This is a genomic window from Paenibacillus sp. Y916 (genome assembly GCF_056786435.1).
In genome coordinates, this window is the sequence record NZ_JBXCJA010000006.1 from 80,521 (window position 1) to 101,094 (window position 20,574).

21 protein-coding genes are annotated in these 20,574 nt (G+C 37.5%); 17 read left to right on the top strand and 4 right to left on the bottom strand.

The window, feature by feature from the left end; translation table 11 throughout:
• Positions 1-253 precede the first annotated feature (253 nt).
• Both AC1TO9_RS14605 and AC1TO9_RS14610 read left to right on the top strand, forming a co-directional pair.
• Positions 254-421 (top strand): hypothetical protein, encoded by a 168-nt coding sequence (locus tag AC1TO9_RS14605; protein WP_482059590.1) that lies wholly within the window; start codon positions 254-256, stop codon positions 419-421.
• A 342-nt stretch (positions 422-763) separates the two neighbouring features.
• Positions 764-1,123 (top strand): hypothetical protein, encoded by a 360-nt coding sequence (locus tag AC1TO9_RS14610; RefSeq protein ID WP_482059591.1) that lies wholly within the window; start codon positions 764-766, stop codon positions 1,121-1,123.
• Between the two features lie 139 nt (positions 1,124-1,262).
• Here the strand turns inward: AC1TO9_RS14610 and AC1TO9_RS14615 are convergent, their stop codons facing one another.
• On the bottom strand, positions 1,263-2,699 hold the full coding sequence (locus AC1TO9_RS14615) for an FtsZ/tubulin family protein (RefSeq protein ID WP_482059592.1): 1,437 nt from the start codon (positions 2,697-2,699) through the stop codon (positions 1,263-1,265).
• Positions 2,700-2,701: 2 nt separating this feature from the next.
• On the bottom strand, positions 2,702-3,010 hold the full coding sequence (locus AC1TO9_RS14620) for a hypothetical protein (protein WP_482059593.1): 309 nt from the start codon (positions 3,008-3,010) through the stop codon (positions 2,702-2,704).
• A gap of 745 nt (positions 3,011-3,755) precedes the next feature.
• On the opposite strand from AC1TO9_RS14620, the gene AC1TO9_RS14625 reads away from it, so the two are divergent.
• The 14 genes from AC1TO9_RS14625 to AC1TO9_RS14690 all read left to right on the top strand — a co-directional run bounded on the left by AC1TO9_RS14625 (position 3,756) and on the right by AC1TO9_RS14690 (position 15,039).
• Positions 3,756-5,210: a hypothetical protein gene (locus AC1TO9_RS14625; RefSeq protein ID WP_482059594.1), complete on the top strand. Its 1,455-nt coding sequence runs from the start codon at positions 3,756-3,758 to the stop codon at positions 5,208-5,210.
• Positions 5,211-5,722: 512 nt separating this feature from the next.
• Positions 5,723-6,121 (top strand): hypothetical protein, encoded by a 399-nt coding sequence (locus AC1TO9_RS14630; protein ID WP_482059595.1) that lies wholly within the window; start codon positions 5,723-5,725, stop codon positions 6,119-6,121.
• Positions 6,122-6,377: 256 nt separating this feature from the next.
• The gene (locus AC1TO9_RS14635) at positions 6,378-6,983 is read left to right on the top strand and encodes a hypothetical protein (protein WP_482059596.1); all 606 of its coding nucleotides are present in this window, start codon (positions 6,378-6,380) and stop codon (positions 6,981-6,983) included.
• 1,121 nt (positions 6,984-8,104) lie between these two features.
• Positions 8,105-9,403 carry an RES domain-containing protein gene (locus AC1TO9_RS14640; RefSeq protein WP_482059597.1) on the top strand — a complete coding sequence of 433 codons (1,299 nt, stop codon included), beginning with the start codon at positions 8,105-8,107 and terminating at the stop codon, positions 9,401-9,403.
• 246 nt (positions 9,404-9,649) lie between these two features.
• Positions 9,650-9,856: a hypothetical protein gene (locus tag AC1TO9_RS14645; RefSeq protein ID WP_482059598.1), complete on the top strand. Its 207-nt coding sequence runs from the start codon at positions 9,650-9,652 to the stop codon at positions 9,854-9,856.
• 97 nt (positions 9,857-9,953) lie between these two features.
• Positions 9,954-10,424: a DUF5983 family protein gene (locus AC1TO9_RS14650; RefSeq protein ID WP_482059599.1), complete on the top strand. Its 471-nt coding sequence runs from the start codon at positions 9,954-9,956 to the stop codon at positions 10,422-10,424.
• Positions 10,425-10,517: 93 nt separating this feature from the next.
• Entirely contained in the window at positions 10,518-10,961 is a 444-nt protein-coding gene (locus AC1TO9_RS14655; RefSeq protein ID WP_482059600.1) for an LPD25 domain-containing protein, read from the top strand.
• A gap of 68 nt (positions 10,962-11,029) precedes the next feature.
• A complete protein-coding gene (locus AC1TO9_RS14660; RefSeq protein WP_482059601.1) occupies positions 11,030-11,329 on the top strand; it encodes a hypothetical protein in 300 nt (99 codons plus the stop codon).
• A 58-nt stretch (positions 11,330-11,387) separates the two neighbouring features.
• Positions 11,388-11,561 carry a hypothetical protein gene (locus AC1TO9_RS14665; RefSeq protein WP_482059602.1) on the top strand — a complete coding sequence of 58 codons (174 nt, stop codon included), beginning with the start codon at positions 11,388-11,390 and terminating at the stop codon, positions 11,559-11,561.
• Between the two features lie 309 nt (positions 11,562-11,870).
• Positions 11,871-12,059, top strand: coding sequence for a hypothetical protein (locus AC1TO9_RS14670; protein WP_482059603.1), 189 nt, complete (start codon positions 11,871-11,873; stop codon positions 12,057-12,059).
• 252 nt (positions 12,060-12,311) lie between these two features.
• Positions 12,312-13,145, top strand: coding sequence for a hypothetical protein (locus AC1TO9_RS14675; RefSeq protein ID WP_482059604.1), 834 nt, complete (start codon positions 12,312-12,314; stop codon positions 13,143-13,145).
• A 100-nt stretch (positions 13,146-13,245) separates the two neighbouring features.
• Positions 13,246-13,986: a DUF3990 domain-containing protein gene (locus AC1TO9_RS14680; protein ID WP_482059605.1), complete on the top strand. Its 741-nt coding sequence runs from the start codon at positions 13,246-13,248 to the stop codon at positions 13,984-13,986.
• A complete protein-coding gene (locus AC1TO9_RS14685) occupies positions 13,952-14,392 on the top strand; it encodes a hypothetical protein (protein WP_482059606.1) in 441 nt (146 codons plus the stop codon). The genes AC1TO9_RS14680 and AC1TO9_RS14685 overlap by 35 nt, the downstream gene beginning before the upstream one ends.
• A gap of 419 nt (positions 14,393-14,811) precedes the next feature.
• Positions 14,812-15,039, top strand: coding sequence for a hypothetical protein (locus AC1TO9_RS14690; protein WP_482059607.1), 228 nt, complete (start codon positions 14,812-14,814; stop codon positions 15,037-15,039).
• Between the two features lie 556 nt (positions 15,040-15,595).
• Here AC1TO9_RS14690 and AC1TO9_RS14695 read toward each other — a convergent pair.
• Positions 15,596-17,770 carry a TPM domain-containing protein gene (locus AC1TO9_RS14695; RefSeq protein ID WP_482059608.1) on the bottom strand — a complete coding sequence of 725 codons (2,175 nt, stop codon included), beginning with the start codon at positions 17,768-17,770 and terminating at the stop codon, positions 15,596-15,598.
• Between the two features lie 334 nt (positions 17,771-18,104).
• The gene (locus tag AC1TO9_RS14700) at positions 18,105-18,509 is read right to left on the bottom strand and encodes a hypothetical protein (RefSeq protein WP_482059609.1); all 405 of its coding nucleotides are present in this window, start codon (positions 18,507-18,509) and stop codon (positions 18,105-18,107) included.
• Positions 18,510-18,734: 225 nt separating this feature from the next.
• Between AC1TO9_RS14700 and AC1TO9_RS14705 the strand changes: the two genes are divergently transcribed.
• Positions 18,735-19,889 (top strand): copper amine oxidase N-terminal domain-containing protein, encoded by a 1,155-nt coding sequence (locus AC1TO9_RS14705; RefSeq protein ID WP_482059610.1) that lies wholly within the window; start codon positions 18,735-18,737, stop codon positions 19,887-19,889.
• Positions 19,890-20,574: the final 685 nt, after the last annotated feature.

A 20,574-nucleotide genomic window follows, 5' to 3' on the forward strand; every position in this document is an offset into this window, starting at 1 on the left:
CTGATTGATGGCGCAATTCGTGAAATCAAAGAGGAAAGTGGAATCCATTTAATTAGTGGGTTCCATGTAACGTCAAGCTTCATAGGTATGTTTAGTTGGAAGTCACTGTTTCAACTTCAAGGCTCCCTAAAACTAATTTTAAAGAGTCTGATGGTACGGCAACTCGAAAATCCGCGTGGAAAATAGAAATCCAGTCAATACTTCTTTTCTCCATACAACTCCAAAACTAATAAAATAATAGTATAAGACAGCCATGGGATTATGGACGAAACCAATTACGTTTATTAATGAGAATCAGCTGGTGTTAGCACAGGATGCTCAAGATGCATTGAAAGAGTTGTTTGCTGCGAAGGTGCAAGAGATGCAGGAAGGTGAGATGAATGCTCATTTATGCTACCAGAAGCATGATATGCAGTATTAGCAAACGACGTGTACCCGTAATGGAAAGAGCAATAAAAGTATCGTGAGCAAGTAGGGTGAGCAGGAAATCATCATTCCCCATAATCAGTGAATTTGTGCCGCTTGTCGGAAAGAAGCATCAAACGAACGTAACAGGCATCGAAGTTCAATTTTTCCCCTATATACCAAAGGACAGTACGCGGGAGATCCACTGGTAAAGGGATCACATCTTAGGCTTATTTAATATTCTTCTCTTTCCCTCAATTCCTTTGTCTGAATAATTGAAAGTATTTACTATATTTAAATATTATATTGATATATTTGGAAATTATGTATGTTATAAGAGGGAAAGGAGGTGATTAAATTGAAACTAAAACATAATAGGAAATCACTTATTGTTTTCGTATTAACTTTTTTGATTACTATTATTTCAGTATTGCCAGTATCTCCAGTATCCGCAGCAGATGTAGAACAAAAAGTGAATAACTTCTATGATACATCTCCAAAGTATGTGGAAACTATAAGACTTATTCATTTTGGCAAGGGAGAGAGTAATTCTACTGTACCTTCTACTTATTTTTATATAACTTACTTCCCAGTCGGCCGTTTCTCTGGATCGCTTCAAATGAATAGCACTTATTACACCATTATTAGTAGTGATGGGTCAGGATATCATGAAGTGACTTACAAAGGATATGTTTATTTCAGGCCTAACGGACCATGATAGTTAGGAGCATTATTGTGATATTCACTATAAAAAAACCGAAATCCTACATTATATATGTGGATTTCGGTTTTTATATTTTATAAATATATAATAATATTGCTAACACATCAGATAATAGATTTACGTAGTTTAAATTCTATTTTTCTAAATTCTTTTTTTCTTTCATTTTTGCCCAAACACTTCCGGCTTTTGAACTTGAATCACCAGTTGTTCTAGTTACATTCTCTTCAAGATTATCAGTAGTATTTCTACTAAAGACAGAAGTGACATTTTCATTTGATTTTGAACCAAATTTATTAGCTGGCTTCTTATCATATAGTTTGAATGAATTTTTACGAACACTATCAATTACATTGGACAAATCCACTGTAATTTCCTTACTTGTTTTTGCTTCCAGTTGATTTTGTTTCATTATAGTATGTTCCTCATTAAGTTCCACCACTCTGTTCGGCATTATCATACCTGAAAACATGGTATAGACAACGGCATAGTCCGCATCCCATATTGGATCTCCATATTTCCCTTGAGCAGTTGAGCTGAACTCGGATACCACACTTTTAATCGTTTGTTCAGTTTTTACATCTTTAAAAGAAGATGCACTCCTTGGTCGAATTACAAACCCACCGTACATAGTAGCAGTATCGTAATTATGATCACATGCAAAATAACCACGAGTTATGCTGTTTGTCATCTTAGCTTTAAGAACATCATTATCAAAGGGAGCATCAATTTGCGCCTTATGAATACTAATAAAACCACCCGAAGTTTGAACCAACTTAACAAAGTCAGAAGGATCATATGTAACATTATCACTACCAAAATTCGCCGGTATCACATTAGCTTCATGAATTGTACTAATAATTGCATCATTACCTTCATCTTTCCACGAAATAAGTTTGTCCTGATTTAATCGATTTCCTTTTTGAACAGAGAAAGTATTATACATCTTTTTATTATCAGTTAAAAAAATGCTTCCTACAGGTTTAATATCACCTGGTTCAAATAAATCGTTTTGGAGCTTAACAAAATCATTAAGTTCCGACATTAGTAGAATAGAGTTAGACATTTCGGTTGGATCATCAAAGGGAAGAGAGATCAAGAAAGTTATAGGAACAGGGAAGAATTCTTCTTGAACAAGATTTATTACAAGCGATATAAAACCAGTTCCAACTCCGCCACCTGCACCCGCACAGATGATTAAATGATCCACTTCACTAAACTTTCTTTCCATTGCATCAATCAATTGATTTCGCATATCATTCGCAGATTCATTAATTTTAGGATCAAACATTTCAATCACTAGAGAAGGGGTACGAGCTGCTCCCGCTAAACCTTCAAAATGAAGTCGATCTTCTTCAGGTATATGTTTAAGATGAATCATATCATTTTTCGCAAAATTAACCGCGAGACTAGGATAACATTTAGTGCCATCATCGTAGGTATATCCAGCAAAGATGTCAGCATCCTTATTACCTTTTTGTCCTGCACCAATTACTCCAATCTTTAAAGAAAGTTCATTTATTAATCCATTGTCATTCATATAGCTAAGTACTTTACTATTTGAGATCCCCATATTTATTCCTCCTCAATATTTTGTTTGTTTGCATAATCACTAAATTCAAGACCATCCTTGGTTAGATAATATGCATGTTTTCTTCTATTGTTTTTTCTTACGTAACGAAATGCGATTAGTCCTGCAAAGTGAAGAGATTCAATCGCAGCAACTATAGGAACCTTTGAGTATTCAGTTTTCAATTCATCAATGATATCTTTTTGTGATATTTCTAATGTGTTAGAAATAATAGATAAAACATTAATTTGGCAAACTGATAATTTGTCTAAAAATGATTTGTAATGAATATCGTCATATATTCGCTCATACACTTCAGCACCTCCTAAATAGATAACACACACTTAAAGTATACATTAGTTATACTTTGAGTATACACTATAGAACCTAATAAACATAGGGGAATTCTATAGCATTCAATGAAAGTATAATTAATTATACTTCTAATTAACTAATAATTAGTTATATTCATTCATTTTATATATATATCAATATGAAAAATAGGAGGGACATCGTAAATGATTTAATAAAAGCTTATTAAATAAGCGTTATCTAAAAGTATACTTAGTTATTCATTAATTATACTCACATAGAAATTTGATGGTTTCTAACATCTCCAACCATATAAAATAATATGGTGATGTTTAAATTGTTATTTACAAAGCACAACGTGTAAGAAGTTCATTAAATCATGGCTATCTATCATTCCTACGTTCATTTGATTTAGCTTTCAGTTATATAGAATAGCATCAGATGATTTATACCTCTTTATAATCTCTGAATTGACGATCATTTTTACAGGAAATACAACACGCTAAAGATCATTAATTTTTCATGTCGATTTAGTGACTTCATGTGTGATTAACCATGTGACTGCTCCTGTGATTCGATCACAGGATGAGTCACATAAGTAGTCACATACACAGTCACAAACTCAACTAATTATAAAAGGTCGACAAAAGCCTTGCCGGTTATCAGTTTTCTTTGATACTCTCAGACTAGTCGAGTTTGTGACCCAGAGGTCGAGGTTCAAGGTGTGAGTAAATATGTCTGAGATACATGAGAGATTTAGAAAGGACTGATCACCAAAATATGGACTTAAAAAACCTATATAAAATCTCACCAACAAAAGAGAAAATCATTAACATATTATTTCAATACCGAAGCCTTAATGTATATCAACTGTATTTCCTAATTGACCCTACCGAAATACCCTTAACATTCCCACATTATTCAAGAGAACAATTAAGGCTGCCTAAAGTAAGACATTTGTGGAATGAAATCGCTAGATTACAAAAAACGGGTCTAGTCATGATTGCTGGAAGGCATCCTGAAAATGATTCACGTATGTATACTTTGTCTGACGAAGGTTTATCTGTTGCGTACAATCTTTTAGACATTCCAGAGATCAAAGGCTTCCACAGAACAGGATGGGATGGAGATCATGGGTACTTTCCCTATGAATTATACAGACCTCCAAAAGAAAGACTCCTAAAACATCACAATTTAGGTATAGATTTTAATGTGTTAATGAAGTTGCTAACAATTAAGCATAATTATCAATATGATTTCATTGATAATCGATACTCTTCTGTAGAATTCACAACTCCCGACATCGAAAGTAAGAGGGACGTAGATAAGATATTTAGACCTGATGGAGAATTTATAATTAAAGATGCAAATGGAAAAAAGAAATTTCACTGTTGGGTTGAATTTGATATGGGTACAGAGCGTGGGTCTTTTCTTGCAGAGAAATTTTCTAAGTACAATCTATTTTTGAACTATATGGGTCAGGACATAGATCGATCAAGACTAAGTCAAACAGTACCAGATGCTATTTTTTTTGTTACTACAGCTAAACAAAGTCTTTGGTCAAGATGGGCCAACCTACAAAAGAATTTTTTAAACACAATTGGTTCATGGGGGACTTTTCTTAATCTTTATGTCGGCAATATAGAAACACTTGAGAGTTTAATCTTATCTCACATTTATGAAGAAGATTTATTAAAGAAGAAATTAAGTAATAATTTGAGACCACTTTTAGAAGATTATAGATTTATTGGCCAACCAAAACCTTCTCCAGGAATTAACCCCGCTTCATTCTCAGGTTTTTGTTATCTTTATCCAGGTGAAGTAATGAGTCTAGGTTGGGAACCATCTTTCACTGTGACTCAAATAGATCAGCAGAACCAAATCTACCTTTACGTTAAGTATGATGAATATGAAACAGGTGGGATTTGTAAAGCCATTGACTTTGGACGCAAATATAAAGAAATAAAATCTATGCAAAGAATTAATGCTATTGAAGTTATTCCTGTCTTAGTTTTCTCTGAGAAAAAACCTCACTCTATTGATTTTTTAGGTTGTGATGATCAAGAAGAATTCACTAAATTATTTGAGAAAGCATTGTGGCATGATGTATACAATAATCTTTGGTATGATCGTAGTGGCAAAATCATTAATGTTAAAAGATCAAATCCACTTATGTTTTATGTTGCAAGGTCTAGGGGATGATTCCCTTGGCCTTTTTCTTGTTTTGTAGTCACGTTAACATGACTACAATGATTTAATGTTTTTCCCGCTTCACTCAGAGATAAAAGAAGATTGTTGGTAGCCACATTGAAGTGACCGCTAATTATCCGATTTCATTTCACTCCTGTTCACGTTGGTAGGCACGTTAAGGTGTCTACTAACGTGAACAGGTTACTCCCTATTCTTTTGTATCGATACAAATTCCCACACTCCCCTTATAAGGGAATAGGGGAGACAGTGCCATTCATCATTAACATACCTTTTTATAATTCAATATGTATTTTTGTAAAGTCACGTGATATCATATACATATAATTTATTTTTTCACACAACTATTTACTCCCCGCATGCGCATGGGAGATTTCTTATGATAAGAAAGCACCTAACAGTGATTAATTAACTAATTGCACAACTCCTTGTGCCTTTATTTAATCTTTGTTAGGTGCTATTTTGTTTGCGCCAACAACCCAAATCTAATTAATGGAGGAATTCTAATGTTAAACGTATCTAGTCAAAACAAGAAATTAACGGAAATGTCTAAAATCATGTACGGTACCGATCTATCCTATAATCTGGATGGAAAAAATCAATTTAAACGAAGTAGTACTGCTGCTTTAAAACAACTAGCTAAGGACCTTAATTTGAAAGAGTCCAAGGTGTCCTTTAACCCAGGTGGAATAGCTGTTAGTGGAGATGCTTTGCTAATGGGTCTTTGGGAAGATGGTAAAGGTGTATATGTAACGATAAGCCAGTCTATGGGTAATCGTGTAATGTATCGTTCAATCAAACACATGAAGGATTATTCCGGTGGTATGAACCATTGGGTAGAGGCGCTAGTTTTTTCTGATAACTATGATGGTACTGTAGAACGTATACGTCGCTTAAGCAATTAAATTATAACGAAAATCGCTGAAGCATCATTCCCGCTCCTATTTCAGTCTTACTTTATCGGGTTATATCACTATTCACAGCGAGGCACAATTATTCGTACGACTACTAGCATGAAACTTGTCTACTAGTGTTAGGATTCCTATATAATGTTCTGAAGCGGGTTTTATAAGACCCGCTTCATTACTTATCAAACGAACAGGTAAATATAATAATATCTCGTCATAGCCGAGGTATATAAATTCAGGAGGTTTTTATATTATGGAAAATCGTGCATTTGAGTTTTTAATAAACATAGAATTTAGACAAATAGTACACAATCGTAAGTCTGGAATCTCTTCGTTTGACCAAACTCTGGATTCTCTGATGAATCTAAAGGAAACTGCTGCATCAGCTAATAGAACTGACTTGTTAGCAATGATCGATGAAGAATGTATACGATTGATAGATACTGGTGGAGTAGATCCATTAACAATCGAGTTAAATGACCCTATTACAATAACAATTAAAGTAAATGAAGATGGGCAGACTGTTCATGAAGTGTTGCTAAGAGATCTTGTACTCGGTTTGTTTATTGGAGAGTCCAGTAATAATTCTTCTGTTCTATCCTCCGGTGAATTTTATATTGACTACCTAAATGCATTCATTAAAAATATCGGATGCGGTAAGCGTATAGTCAAAGCAATCTTTAATGAATTAGATATCCAAAAAATCATTGGTGAAACCAACGATAGAAATCGCGGATTTTGGGATCATATGGGTGCCAGCGTAGATGATGACTATTTGGATGAAGACCGTGAGTTATATCGATTTGAACTCTCCAAAGAGCAGTTCTTCAACTCAATAGTAGATGTAAGTGTCTGTTGAACTATTATAGGGCGGAGGAAAAACATGGATTACACAATTCAAGCATTAAAAGTTCATATTGAATCATTAGGTAAATACGAAAATGTTGAGTTTGTAGAAAAGAGAGAGGATGCAGTATATTTTTAAGCTGTTGATTTTAAAAATAGTGAAGTTTACTTAAATCAGACATAGACGATGAATTAAGTTATATCGAATGGAATCTATGGGAATATTCAGTGGTTCTCCATTGGTGTCCTGTAAACTAATAAGACATATTTGAATAGATTAACATTACAGGTATTAGTCCTATAAGAATAACTATTACAACCGCCTTTATCCTAGCAGTTCGGATATATTGGCGGTTGTAGTCATTTTCTACATGTAACAGATATAAAGGGCCTGCAATAGATACAGCTGTATATACTATCCTATTAAATGATGCATGTTCTTATTACCTCGACAACTCCCCTTTTATGTATACTTAATTATACTTTAATGTATACCTCTTAAAATCCTATACACCACACGAGTTTCCCGCTCCAGTAAGTCTACAAAATGTGTAGAATGGGTCTGCACAGAGCCAGTCACAAACGTTTCCCCTTATGGAGAGTAAATAAGATCGTGGATACAGTCCATTCAGTAGGCAGTAGTACAGAAAATACCCAAAAGACATTTAAAATACTAGAAATGAGTAGTTTATATCACCTAATATGGACTTTTGTTGTCCACATAAAGTGAAATGTCGCATTTTTGAGCATATTGAATGTATTTTTGTGACTTTAAATCATTTTTCACCTCAATCATTTCTTTCCAGATGATACATCGAATAATAAATGCAAACCTAGCTATCGAAGCACGATCGACTACAAGGAAGATAAGTAATTGTAATAAATATAAAGCGGGTCCTATTGGATCTGCTTATTCTTTTATTTTTGGAAGGCTCTAGAGTCAAAAGAACCTTCATATACCCGCTTTAGTGTAGTAGTCTCTTCAGCGAGGAAATGTCTGCTACCAGTTAATTACGCTTATACCCCTAGAAATTGCGTGAGTTATTGCCGCAATACTCTCGGGCTTGACCATAAGCCACGATTGTCGCATCATAAAAGGAGAATAAAGGAAGCAGGCCCCCGCTTCCTCGAAAAATGAATATGAATTTGAAGGAGGAAAGAGTGATGTGCCTTTCAGATATTGATATCGATGATCAATCTTATTGCCTGGGCTGCTATGATAATTTAACCATGTTATTCCGTATATATGGCATGTCTCTCCAGGAACACGGTAGCATCCAAGAACAGGTGGCCCCCGAATCGCTTTTCTGTGAATCTTGTAATACGACGATACAAGAGGGCGGTGATTACTTATCCCTCACCATCACCGAGGAGACGCTCGTGGAACTAGCGGATCACATCTCCAAAGATATCGGCGGTTGCGAGCACTGTGAAGGAAATGAACGAGCTCATTTAGTCCATGTGTTCAACGATGATCCGGATGACCGAAGTTCCCCCATGACATTGGAGGATGCAAACAGCGTTGAGGAATTCCTTTACGTTCAAGGCGTGCCGGAAGAGCAATTGGATCGGTTTACACAGCTGATACAATGCCCTTGTGGGTATGGGCGAGAGGGTAGGCACCAGCGTCACAATCCTGAAGGCGGAGTGTTTGGCAAATACGAGGATATATATACCCGAGAGGACATGGACCGGTTATGGGGTTTTGACGTTGAAGACTTTCTTTCGTTCACCCATCAGTACGGCATAACGCTCACTTATGAGGACATGATCGATTTCCGTGTCCTCTTGATGGAACATCCTATGCTCGCCTTTAAACACGATACAGGCGTCAGAATCTATAGTGCACTGAAGGCTCACTTTGATGCCGGCGAGTATGCGAGCGTGCCCGTAATGACAACACTCTTCAGAGGGCGGCCAAGGAGGAAGGATGAGTCCGGTCCTTATCCTAAAAAAAATATGTGGGCTCCGCCTCAAGGGAAACCGCAGCATGGCCGTTATAATACGATCGGCGTTCCCGTCCTATATGTAACAGATAGCTTAACAGCAATACCTTACGAACTTCATCCCGCTCCGGATGAATTCATTGATGTCGCTGAGTTTAAGACGAAGCGGGTGTTCCGTTTATTCGATATCGGTAATTTTGATCAGCAATTCCGTGGATTTTTCAACGAACCTAATGAGGAATCCAACCCGCTGAAGAAAGCCTATCTCTTTCCCAATTACATCGGCACCTGCTGCAGTCATATTGGATACGACGGGGTGATGTATGAGGGGGTCCATAAAAACCATCCCACCTACCTTAACTACGCATTGTTTAATGTCGATCAAAAGGATATGCCGATTCAGATGCCGATCCAAAGCTTTTCTCCGGATATCACCTATCAACTTGAGATTGACAAGCCGGATGAAGATCCAACCATTCATTTCTAGCAGGCAAGCGGGAGACCATACCCGCTTCTTTTCATTTTTCCATTCGAGTGATATGATACATACATAATTTAACTCAATTTTTTCACCGCTCTCTGTCACGCGACTCAAGAGAGTATTATGTTGTAAGAAGCGCCCTATGAGCGACTAATTGTGAACTCCCAATTCGGGTTTTCTATTGGTCGTTGATAGGGCTTTTTTTGTGTCCAAAACAACCCAATAACTCATTTCGAGGAGGAGATGTTAAGTATGACCGTAATGAATGATATGTTTAAGTTGAAGTGTAAACAAGAACAATGCCAACATGAGTTTTTGTATGACCGACAAAAGAACTATCTTCCCAACGATGATTGGGAGATTGAGTGTCCGAAGTGTGAAAATTGGGAGGAAGTAGGAAACAACCTTCCAGGTGCATTTGAAATATTAGATCGCGGAAATCATATCCCAGTCATTTAAGAGTAGGGTCAATTCCTTATTCGAGTTTTCTATTGGTCATTGATATGACTCTTTTTTTGTGTCCAAAACATCCCAAAATGATTGAGGAGGAAGATTTATGCTTACACATTCAAGTGGTATTAAGGTGAGTTCATGGAAAGAGAATCGAGTAGAAGGAGTAGACGCTGACGGCAAAGCTTTTTCGGTAAAGTACTCTCATGATGCCAGAGGTAATTGCTACATGACACTGGACGGATCGGATTATTACGCGAAAGAGTTCCTCACCGTCCGCAATGATGTGGTTTACAAGATGCTAGAGCTCTCGACCGGTCATCTCACATCCGACACGCTCGAGTACCTCGGTCAGCAGGCATACAACGACGGGGGATTTAATGTTTACACTAAAGATGAAATCGGCTTCTTTTTCCCGATTGTCCCCTATGAGTTCGATTTGCCGGCTGATCTGGAGCGCGTTCTGGAATTTGCAGATGCTCGCGGCTGTACATGGGTCATGATCGATAATGATGGAAACATCAGTGAAGATCTCACTTTCTACGACGAAGACGTGAGCAAAACGGCAGTGCAGTAACCCTGCATCCTTAAAAATACCAGTAGGGCACCTTCAAAGCGGAAGGGTGCTCTATTGTTTTTTAATAACCATAAATTAAAGGAGGAATATTTTATGACTAACAGTACCGTGACGGTTCAATCTTTGTCTCCCGCTTCCGTGGATCCTGTAAGGGTTACCCGAATAACGATTTCACCAGTAGAAGGCCATTCACACCTTATAGGACGCCTATTTGAAACCCATTCTTGGGGAGAAGCAGACGCCATTCTTAAGAAGCTTGCACTTTGGGCTCCTGATAATGGCAGCTACAACAAAACGGACTTCAAGATCGAGTTTAGCGATGGCCAGAATTATAAGGGTCGGTATGACCTTGTTAACCGGGACACAATCGCCGCGAACTTGTACCAACAAGTTCTCCATTACTGCCAGACTAAGGCCGGATTGCGTAAGCCTTCCCGAATGACTGAGGGGCAGTATCGCTCGCTTATAGGAGACAACTCCATTCTATACGCTGAGCTGCTGGAAACCGTCATCATTCCGTCTGGAATTGTACTATGACCAACAGTACTGGACTCATCTATTATTTTTATAATCCCATGAGAAATCGGTCCCGCGCGATATTAAGCATGTCTGCGAAACAACCCGGCATGTATCAGATCACTTACTTCTTCTATAACGAGAAAGACGGTATGTTTATACCGTGGAGCGATTCAATAAGGGGTACGATTCGGGAATGTCTGGTTCAGCTTGACCTGGAAGGTTTTCACCGTGAAAAGGTTAAGCGATTCGATTTGTTTGATCAACCCGATTCATTCGTTCCAACGCGCAAACCAGTCATGACCCGGAGTGAGCGATGGACTGAGCGATTTATTAGGGATATGGCGTTAGAGAACAATGTGGCTGTGCAGAAGCGGGTTGTAACGTAAAGAACCCGCTTCTGCCAAGTAATAAAGCAGGTTAATGAAAGTTGAGGGAGTGTCGATTATGAAGTATATGGGCAAAGCTTTTGAATATTTTACACACGACGGTGGAAAGGGTATTGGCAGAGTTGAGAAAATAGAGTTCCCTAAAGGTTTAGGGAAGCCAGTTTTCATCGGCAAATCACCTTTTGGTAACATACTCAGGTTAACGAGAAAAGAAATTCATAGATTTATGTAGTGATAGCAAAGAGAATGAAGAATGACATAAACAATTAGTGTCATAGGGATGAATGCAAGGGAGCGGGTATTCACATATACCCGCTTCTGTCGAGTAGTAAAGCAGAGTGATAAAAGTTGAACTCCGTTACTTGCTGGCGTCTGAGGAAGTACTTCTGTTTTCTTGGGATCATCAACATGAATGTTCATATGCTTAACAAATCGTCCTTACAGTATAATGATTGAAATAGACAGTCATTTGGAGGGGTTACGGCTCTACGTGAAGGTAATAGCTAGTTGGGTTATACTATAGATAAGGGAGTTGATACTCATGCGAAAAACAAATCCTCTAGTTTTAGGACGTGTTCCATTCCGTGTGAGAGTTCGCCCGGCTTATAGACGAATTGATGACGGGATATTGGCATTACCAATCCCAGGCGATCAGCGGGCAGAAGCAGACGCCGACATGAAAGCTTTCGTGAAGCTTCACAAGAAAAGTACACAGGTCACTCATAACTAATTAGACTTACGGAAGCGGGATACTACACCCGCTTCTTTTCATTTTTCCATTCGAATGCTATGATATATACATATTTTTACTCATTTTTATTCTTAGCTCTCTGTCACGCGACTAAAGAGAGTATTATGCTGTAAGAAGCGCCCTATGAGCGACTAATTGTGAATTCCCTATTTGGGTTTACTATTGGTCGTTGATAGGGCTCTTTTTTTACCCAAAACAACCCAAAATTGATCGAAATGGAGATGGTAAAGAATGGCAGGACAAATCAACATGATTAATCGGAAATCTTTCATCGAAGCCTTGATGGAGGAGAACGATGATGTTATCTCAGCATTCGCTAAAGTGGATAAAGAGGAAGTAAGGGGTTACGAATCCGATGGAACACTCGGTGACCTGATTAGCAGTGCCTGCGAAGCAAAGGACGATGAAGCGATAATCGAGTTCATTTTCGAGCAGGAATTGGAATTCAAATTTGGTCCCGATCTTGATGCGTATCACACAGTCGCGGTAATTGAGAGAAGTCAAGAAGTTGGCTTCTGCTGGAATAGCGCTGAACCGTCCTGGGGAAGTGTAGAGTTTGAAAGGACCCTTTCAATCTATGTGACGCAGCGTAAGGGAGATAAGGAGATCATTGTTGATGTTAGTGACATCTCCGGCGACGATCGTGCGATCACCAACCGTGTGCGGAAAGAAATTACCGCTTTCGAAGCCTCTAAGAACGCCACAGAAGGGGTTATACAGGGCTTGATCCGAGTTCCCCTATCTACGGTACTTTGTTGCGATGATGAGAACTTTAATGATGAACTCAGTGAGCGTCTGACCGGTGCGGCGTGCTTGATGGATATCGTCTATGAGGTGGTAGGCCATGAGCCGGAAAATGATCTCCTTATCAAGGTCACCGGTAAGTTCGACCCGGATGTTCCGCTTCTGACAAAAGAACAGGTCATCGCCAATCTCACGGCTAAGAACTACAATGAGGATGATCTGCGCATGAACAAGCAATTTTTTCTCGACATCGCGTGTGACTTTTTCGAATACCACGAAAAGTTGCAGCGATGGACGGAACTGGTTGACTACGGATCATAAATCCTAATGACATGAAAAGCAGACCGCTTTCGTTTGCTCTTTATGCTTAATTGTGCGTGAAAATTATCCAATGTATGATATAATTAAGTAGGAGGGTTTTATGGCTACTTTTACAACTTCACTTCGCCTACCAGACGTTGTGTACCACGGTACTACGATGGGGGCTATCGCAGGCGGGCTTAAAACGAAGTTAATTAACTTTGACTTCTTAGGTGAGAGCCGAAACAGAGACTTTGGTACAGGATTATATACCACCATTGACCTGAAGCAGGCAATGACTTGGCCTGTCGGCAAGCTTATCCGTAAAATTAAAGCGGGCGCTGTAACAATTTCTAAAGACGAAATTCCCGCTGTAGCCAAGATTCGTATATACCCGCAACGGTATAACGACGATATCTCGGTTAAGGATTTTCGTGGAGAGAGTATCGATTGGGTGGAATTCGTATTAAATCATAGGTTTGACAGTTCACTCGATAACTGCCTTTGCAATCAAAGGGGAGACATGCCCCATCCGCAGATTGTATGTGGTTCGATGGCTGACAATGATACTGGTGATGTCATCGAAGAATTCATTCAAAGTGGGAAATCACTTGATAACCAGGAGCATATACAGTGGTTTGGGGAGAACATTACCCGCTCCACGGATGGGAATCGTCTCCTCGGGTTAGAACTTGGTGACCAGATCGCCTTTTTTGACGAACGTTTGAATCAAATCCTCCATTTTGAGGGATACTACAAATTAGATCTCGCAAAATTCAGTGGCCAAATCAACAATTCCACCAATTACAAGAAGGAGTGGGATTTCTATGACGAACAAGACCAATACTCAGATGATGAATAAGAACATTACTCATATCATGGACAATACCAATACTATGGCGAACAAGACCAATACTCACATGTTGAATAAACCATACATTCGCGCAGTTATGAATGAGCTGCAGGAACTTGGCTATACAGAGATAAAAGCGAAAGAGGTTCTTCTTAAGCATTACAGGGTTCTACGCAGAACTTGGGGTTTTGAACCCAATGCAGTAGACTTTGCGCGAGAGGTTGCCGATATCGAAAAGGCAGTAAAACGTAAATTTGATCCAATGGATCCCAACCAGATCTACATCGGTCATTTACGGAATCGCTTGAGAGCCAATAAGAGACCTGCGATTCGGGTGCATGTCCTTTCTAAATCGACATCGACAATGAATACGCTCTATAAGCCTCAGTTACGAAGAGCAAAAGTTGAACTATAATATTCCACCGGAGGAAGCGGGTTACTTAACCTGCTTCTTTTCTTTTTCAGTGGATTCTATATTTTTCATTATCTAAACCGTGACCGGAGCCGTTCGATTAGGACACAATACACAAATGATGATTGAGAGTACACGTTCTTCTATACGTTGTAGCTGAGTTAATCGCTGATGGCTATCAAATTACGGTTCCCACACATATAAAGAAATCATGGACCAGATCGATAAAAATGTTAGTGAATACATCAAAGATAACAATTCCCACATGAAGACCTTTACAGGTGTATATGAGCGGGTAGAGGATATACCATAATAAAATACCCGTATGGGGAATATAGAAGGTCTAGCGAGTATGCTGGATCTTCTTTTTTTAGATTGTATTTGATTAGCCAAGTAAGCTTAATTTAGAGAGGATGATAAAAATGTTGAAGTTAAATCAATTTATATTATTAAAAGCCTTGTTCAATAAAGAATTACATCATGCGGTACTGGAGAAAAGTGAAGAGAAAATCCAAGCTATCATCAAACATCGATATTCATATGAGTCCGAGAACGGATTTATAGAAGAAGAACCCATAGATCTTGAACTGCTGCAACTTGAACACCAAATACAGATCAATGATCCAGATGTCATTCATAGCATGCTCTAATTTTATTGATATTACCCGCTTCAGGCGAGTATAAGTAGTGAGAGTCGTTTCTATCGGACTATTCACTTACACCTATCTCACCAGGAGACGAAAGAAGTGCTCTCCAAAGCATCTATTTGAATACCTGTGCCAATTTCTAAACGTGTACTGTTCAGTTTTTCAAAAAAATGTCCTTTATTTTCTATACATGATCGCATGAGATTTAAAGAACACACGAATATCATATAAAAGAGTAGATGGAATATAACGTTAGATATTGGTTGTAACGCTCGAGGGTAGCCCCAGAGAGCTCGCACTGCCATATATGGTGCAAATGGACACCTTGATCCTTTCCTTTGCAAATGAGGTCATTTAAGGTCATATGACGCGAAGCGTAGAAAAGTTACTTCCAAATTACACTTACTCTTTAAGATGACATTTCAAGACAACCAATAATGCAATATGAACAAGATATCAACAAAACACATATACCCGCTCCCTTGCTAATCAAAGGAAGCGGGTATATGTGTTACAAAAATTGATACGTATGATGATACTAAACTAAAATTGATCAGTACTAAGTTTGCCCATCATTAGAGCCTGAACCCGTCTTTGTGACATTCTCTCGTTGACCAATAAAACTCGTCGATGATAATAGTTTCTGTTCTTGTCTCTTTGTATATTCATTTTGTTGCCCCGTATGGTCTAACCTTTGTTCATCTTCCAGATTAGAAGTGATCGGTTTAATCGTTTCCTCATACTTTCGTCGATCTTCAAATCTATCCACACTCTTAATGAATTCTAGAATATCTTTAACAAATAAACTCACTTCATCATCTATTTCGTCTATATGGTAAGGAGGGAACGATATCATATGAAATAGTGACTTGTTACGATCTAGAATCAGCTGATTCATTCCCTCTAACGCAATAAATTGTACAGATTGGTCTAGTTTTAAACCGATGAATTTCGCGTAATAAGATTCATACTTTTCAAAATAGATGCTAAAGCGATTCTTCAGCCATTCTAATTTAGAAATGGCTTTATCATAGACATTAAGATCTTTTATCTTTTGATCTATCAATATAGTTAACTTAATCAATGAATCTCCCAAAGTTTGGGCTTGTTCATAGTAGTGATCGGATATCAACTGTTTAAATACTGTGAAATCATCATCAAACTCACTGTGCGCCTTCTTAAGCATTGTATAATCTTCCTTCATCTCAGCCCAACTTGATAGATGAAATGTTTCTTGTACCCGCTTCAACTCGCCTAGGTACGTATTATCTTTATACCCCATATTGGCAACCCAATCTTCTAAATTTTTAAGTATTACAGTCACACTATCACGCATTTCGAGAGTTTCTTTAACAGAAGCAACCGACTGTTTTATAATGTCAACAATTTCATTAGAGATCCGTTCTGCTTCTCTCAAATTTCCTGATTTCAAAATAAATAAGTACCGGTCACACAAGAGTGACGCTCGCTGCAACTCAGCAAACGCCTTGCGGTCTACAAGAGTTAGATTTAGATGAATCAATAAATCTTGAATATTACCTTCCACAGTTCGAATTTGCACTTTATACTCTTGTTGTTGTTTATACATATCAGGTAGTTTACTTAATAAATGTTCTTTTTCTTCGATCTGTGCACGAATTAGGTTAAAATATTCTTTGGCATTGAAAAGTTCCATATTAGTAAAGTTCTGTTGAATTAATTCAATTTCTTGATGCAATTCAGCTAGTAAATCGTTCAAATTGGCCGTAGTAGATAAAATCTCTATACGGGACATCAACGCGTGTGCTCTTGACTGAATTTCTTCAAGCAAACTTTTGATTTCCTTTTCAAGATTATGTATTTCATCTAATTGATGTTTAATGCTATCGATTGTTTTATGAGAAGTGTGTAAGTCTTGTTGGTACCTGTTAAGTGTTCTCACTCCAAAATCACTAAATATACTTAATTTTGTCGTCTCAATTGAATTAACTAACACGGATAGTTGTATAGATAAATGGTCTGCCTCTGATTTAATATAGGTTAACCGTTGAGAATCCGTAGGATTATTGTATCTCTCTAATAAGGCAGTAATTTGTTCCACGTATCCATTTAGTTGACTGGATAGTGAACGACCTACCCTAAACAAGTTTAATTTTGTTTTCCCTTGAGTCCTTAAACTGTATCCTCTGTTGATGAGGTACATACCAAAAGCCAAACCTATACTCCCCATGATCACGTAATGCCATGTTTCGAGTCCTTTATCAGCTAGGTTGTTTATTGCTTCCATTAACATTTGAATGCCGGTTGCAAAGTCTCCATTTTCTGCTGGAGTAATAAAGTTTTTAATTATCAATAGATCCATTTTGGAAGTCGGTGCATACCCGCTACCTGCGTAATCGTTTGGGAGGGCCTCGATGATCTGTTGTAGATTGATGTTTTCAAAATATATCTTTAATTTTTGTTCTGATTCAGATAATAGGATCAGGATTTCATCTGTATTCAATTCCCATTTCTTATAGATATCCATAGCGTACTGATCCTGTGTCTTACCGTCTAAACTCTCTACCGTAACAATATAAAAGTGATAAGGGGATCTAGTAGCTGATTTTTCAAGGTCAGGAATGGATGCTGTGGGAAACATGCCTGCTCTATCCTGTATGTGTCCAAGACCTGGAGATAGGAGTAGTGATGATGCATCTGTTCTCCCTGTCATCATTACAAAAATCATCAGTATTAATAACGTGTATTTTTTCATAATAAACTCCTTTTCATGTCGGTTCTATAATAATCATAAACTGAGGGTGAATATAGGTTGTCCAGTAGTTAGCATGATGGGTGAGAAGTGAATCTGCTTTGAGCGCCTTTAGTTCGTGTTTCATTGATCTGTATAATACCACATCATTAAAATATGATGGATTTTATATTAAAGAATGTAGCGGGATTTTCTATGACATTCTCCTGTAAATAGATTAGGATCTATACGCCTATGAAAAAAACCCCTAACTCTTGAGCAGGGATTTTCAATATTCTAATTATATTTAACATTCCTGCATTTTTTATTAGACTAAATTTCAGTAAGTTTGTGCTCACTAAAATTGGATAGGAGTATCAAGGATTTCTTCAATAGCCGAATGGAATTTAGTTCTAGGTACTCTTTTTTCATAAACCCATCCTTGAACCGTCCGTATTGTACATCCAATCAATTCTGCTAACTCCTTCATTTTTTCGGTATCATTAGGTGGATACCCTTTCTTCTCCATAGCACCAACAAGAGAACGATTCGTATAGTTCTCATCCCAAGTAGACAATCTCCTAGGGCGCCTCTTCAATACTCTTTCACCAAGTTGTTGTCGTCTTTGGCGTTCACTTTGATCTAAAGCACAAGTAGGGCAAAGATAACTTAAACCACTATATGTACCACAACCAGCTGCACATTCACCGTTTTGTCTTCTTCCTCGCCTTAATGTTCTCATCTTATCTCGAACTTCTGTCATTGTTCATCCTCCCTATGTACATTGTATCAATAGAAGAAGTTGCATGCACATTTCGAATAACGTTTTTAATATCAGGCGTGAACCTTTTACAACCGTAATATTGGATCAACCCTTAGGGGTAGCAACCCCTGACGGAAAAGTGTATAATATAAACAATACATATTTTGGTAATTAGGGCATATATGTATCTTTAGAATAAAAAATTAATTATAGAGAGGTGTAGCAATGAAAGTTAAAATGATCCTCACATTATTCACTTTTACATTATTCCTAGCTTTTGGTTATACGATACACGCGGAAAATCTTCATGACTATTATAAAGATGTAACAGAATATGACTTGAAAAATAGTTTGGTTCTTTCCCCTGAAAGCTCCATAGCATTTATTAATGGGCAGAAGGTATCAGCCGTTCAGCCGATTGTTAAAGATGGAAGGACATTAGTCCCGCTTCGTTTTATTTCTGAAGGATTTGGTGCAAAGGTAGATTTTAATAAAAAAAATCAGTCCATTACCATTAAAGACGCTAACAAAACCATTTTCTTGGAAATAGGGAAGAATAATATTTCTATAAATGGTAAATCGAGTGATATGGATGTGGCCCCAACCATTTACAACAATTCAACGTATATTCCTTTAAGGTACATTGGCGAGGCATTTAATAAAAAAGTAGTCTATTTAAAAAATACGGAGATTCAACCATATAGTTTGATTATAATTAGGGATGTTAACGCAACAGCGATTGAACAACTTAATCTTACCCACGTTTTTAAATTACTATACCAAGGAAAATCCATTGTCTATAGTGACCGTTTTATGGTAGTCATTAAAGAAAAGGGACAATTATTATTTAGTAATGACAATACTTTCTCATATTTCAAGCCTTTTGTTTATCAGGAATTCATTGAGGATAAAAACTTGGTTCGTCAGGGGGATAAATGGTTTAATACAGAGATGGGCCATTTTTATTTGAATTATGCCTATGACACAACGCAGGAATATAATTTATACCGTGTGGATGGAGAAGTGATTACAAGGGTAGCGATTGAAAAAGCACCAATAAAGGCAGTAAAAACATATCTAAACGATGTCTATTATTTGACGAGATATGAGCGTGGTATAACCGATCCTCATGAAACAAGCAATTTAAAATCTGCAACGTTTAACAATGGACAATGGTCTTCTGATTATTTAGGTAAGCCTGGATTTTATTATGGATTCGACACTGAGGGTAAGGTCTATGATTGGCCAATTAATGTTAATGGTATCTCTACATTTGGCTATCAACGCTTTGGCGATCCAAGCGATGATGATCGAAAAGGAACCTTTGGACATTATAGAATTGAGCTGAAGGGGCATCACCATGAGCTTATAACACCATAAAGTAATTGGCTAGTTGAAGTTCTTATTGTTTAGAACTTTAACTAGCCATTGTTTTTTTAAAATTATAGAAGATTCTTTTCCTAATCACCCTTCTCCACATTGATTTAAGTTACTTCATAGTAATTCACTACTACAAATTAGCATAATGATTCCAACGAATTACCCGTTCTACGATTCCATGTGTTATTTTTAACATCTGAAATAGCTGGACCAAAATCGAGTAAGACGCTCCATTAGTTCAGTAGCCACCTCTCATACTCATGCGTGCTTATCTGGGCACGCTGCACCATAAAAAAGCACCCTATAATTAGCTGAGCTAATCATAGGGTTTTTTCCCGTTTATATTCATTTCCATTATCTTATTACAGACATGGACATTTTCAAAAACTTGCCTTTCCGGGTGATTCAAGAACATATACAAGGTATCTTACGCAAATCCGGTAGCATGTTTCAAACTTACTTACTAATAAAAATTTTTTTTAATTATTTTAAACATGGTTGTGAATTCTGCAGTTCATAACACTTTATATAACATAAGCCAAATTGATCTGAAAGAATGAGAACTTCTTTAAGACGAGGCTGAGGTATAAGTTCCCACGTTAGCTGCTGAGGGATACAGTCAGTTCAACGTGGTATCCCGAACCTACCTACACTATTTACTAGTAAAAATAGTCAATCAAACTAA

Excerpts from the sequence above, each read along its gene's own strand:
- AC1TO9_RS14615 (WP_482059592.1), bottom strand. The coding sequence starts at position 2,699 with ATGGGGATCTCAAATAGTAAAGTACTTAGCTATATGAATGACAATGGA.
- AC1TO9_RS14690 (WP_482059607.1), top strand. The coding sequence starts at position 14,812 with ATGTTGAAGTTAAATCAATTTATATTATTAAAAGCCTTGTTCAATAAA.
- AC1TO9_RS14700 (WP_482059609.1), bottom strand. The coding sequence starts at position 18,509 with ATGACAGAAGTTCGAGATAAGATGAGAACATTAAGGCGAGGAAGAAGA.
- AC1TO9_RS14645 (WP_482059598.1), top strand. The coding sequence starts at position 9,650 with ATGACCGTAATGAATGATATGTTTAAGTTGAAGTGTAAACAAGAACAA.
- AC1TO9_RS14640 (WP_482059597.1), top strand. The coding sequence starts at position 8,105 with ATGAATATGAATTTGAAGGAGGAAAGAGTGATGTGCCTTTCAGATATT.
- AC1TO9_RS14685 (WP_482059606.1), top strand. The coding sequence starts at position 13,952 with ATGACGAACAAGACCAATACTCAGATGATGAATAAGAACATTACTCAT.
- AC1TO9_RS14680 (WP_482059605.1), top strand. The coding sequence starts at position 13,246 with ATGGCTACTTTTACAACTTCACTTCGCCTACCAGACGTTGTGTACCAC.
- AC1TO9_RS14695 (WP_482059608.1), bottom strand. The coding sequence starts at position 17,770 with ATGAAAAAATACACGTTATTAATACTGATGATTTTTGTAATGATGACA.
- AC1TO9_RS14635 (WP_482059596.1), top strand. The coding sequence starts at position 6,378 with ATGGAAAATCGTGCATTTGAGTTTTTAATAAACATAGAATTTAGACAA.
- AC1TO9_RS14675 (WP_482059604.1), top strand. The coding sequence starts at position 12,312 with ATGGCAGGACAAATCAACATGATTAATCGGAAATCTTTCATCGAAGCC.
- AC1TO9_RS14655 (WP_482059600.1), top strand. The coding sequence starts at position 10,518 with ATGACTAACAGTACCGTGACGGTTCAATCTTTGTCTCCCGCTTCCGTG.
- AC1TO9_RS14665 (WP_482059602.1), top strand. The coding sequence starts at position 11,388 with ATGAAGTATATGGGCAAAGCTTTTGAATATTTTACACACGACGGTGGA.
- AC1TO9_RS14650 (WP_482059599.1), top strand. The coding sequence starts at position 9,954 with ATGCTTACACATTCAAGTGGTATTAAGGTGAGTTCATGGAAAGAGAAT.
- AC1TO9_RS14670 (WP_482059603.1), top strand. The coding sequence starts at position 11,871 with ATGCGAAAAACAAATCCTCTAGTTTTAGGACGTGTTCCATTCCGTGTG.
- AC1TO9_RS14605 (WP_482059590.1), top strand. The coding sequence starts at position 254 with ATGGGATTATGGACGAAACCAATTACGTTTATTAATGAGAATCAGCTG.
- AC1TO9_RS14705 (WP_482059610.1), top strand. The coding sequence starts at position 18,735 with ATGAAAGTTAAAATGATCCTCACATTATTCACTTTTACATTATTCCTA.
- AC1TO9_RS14660 (WP_482059601.1), top strand. The coding sequence starts at position 11,030 with ATGTCTGCGAAACAACCCGGCATGTATCAGATCACTTACTTCTTCTAT.
- AC1TO9_RS14630 (WP_482059595.1), top strand. The coding sequence starts at position 5,723 with ATGTTAAACGTATCTAGTCAAAACAAGAAATTAACGGAAATGTCTAAA.
- AC1TO9_RS14625 (WP_482059594.1), top strand. The coding sequence starts at position 3,756 with ATGAGAGATTTAGAAAGGACTGATCACCAAAATATGGACTTAAAAAAC.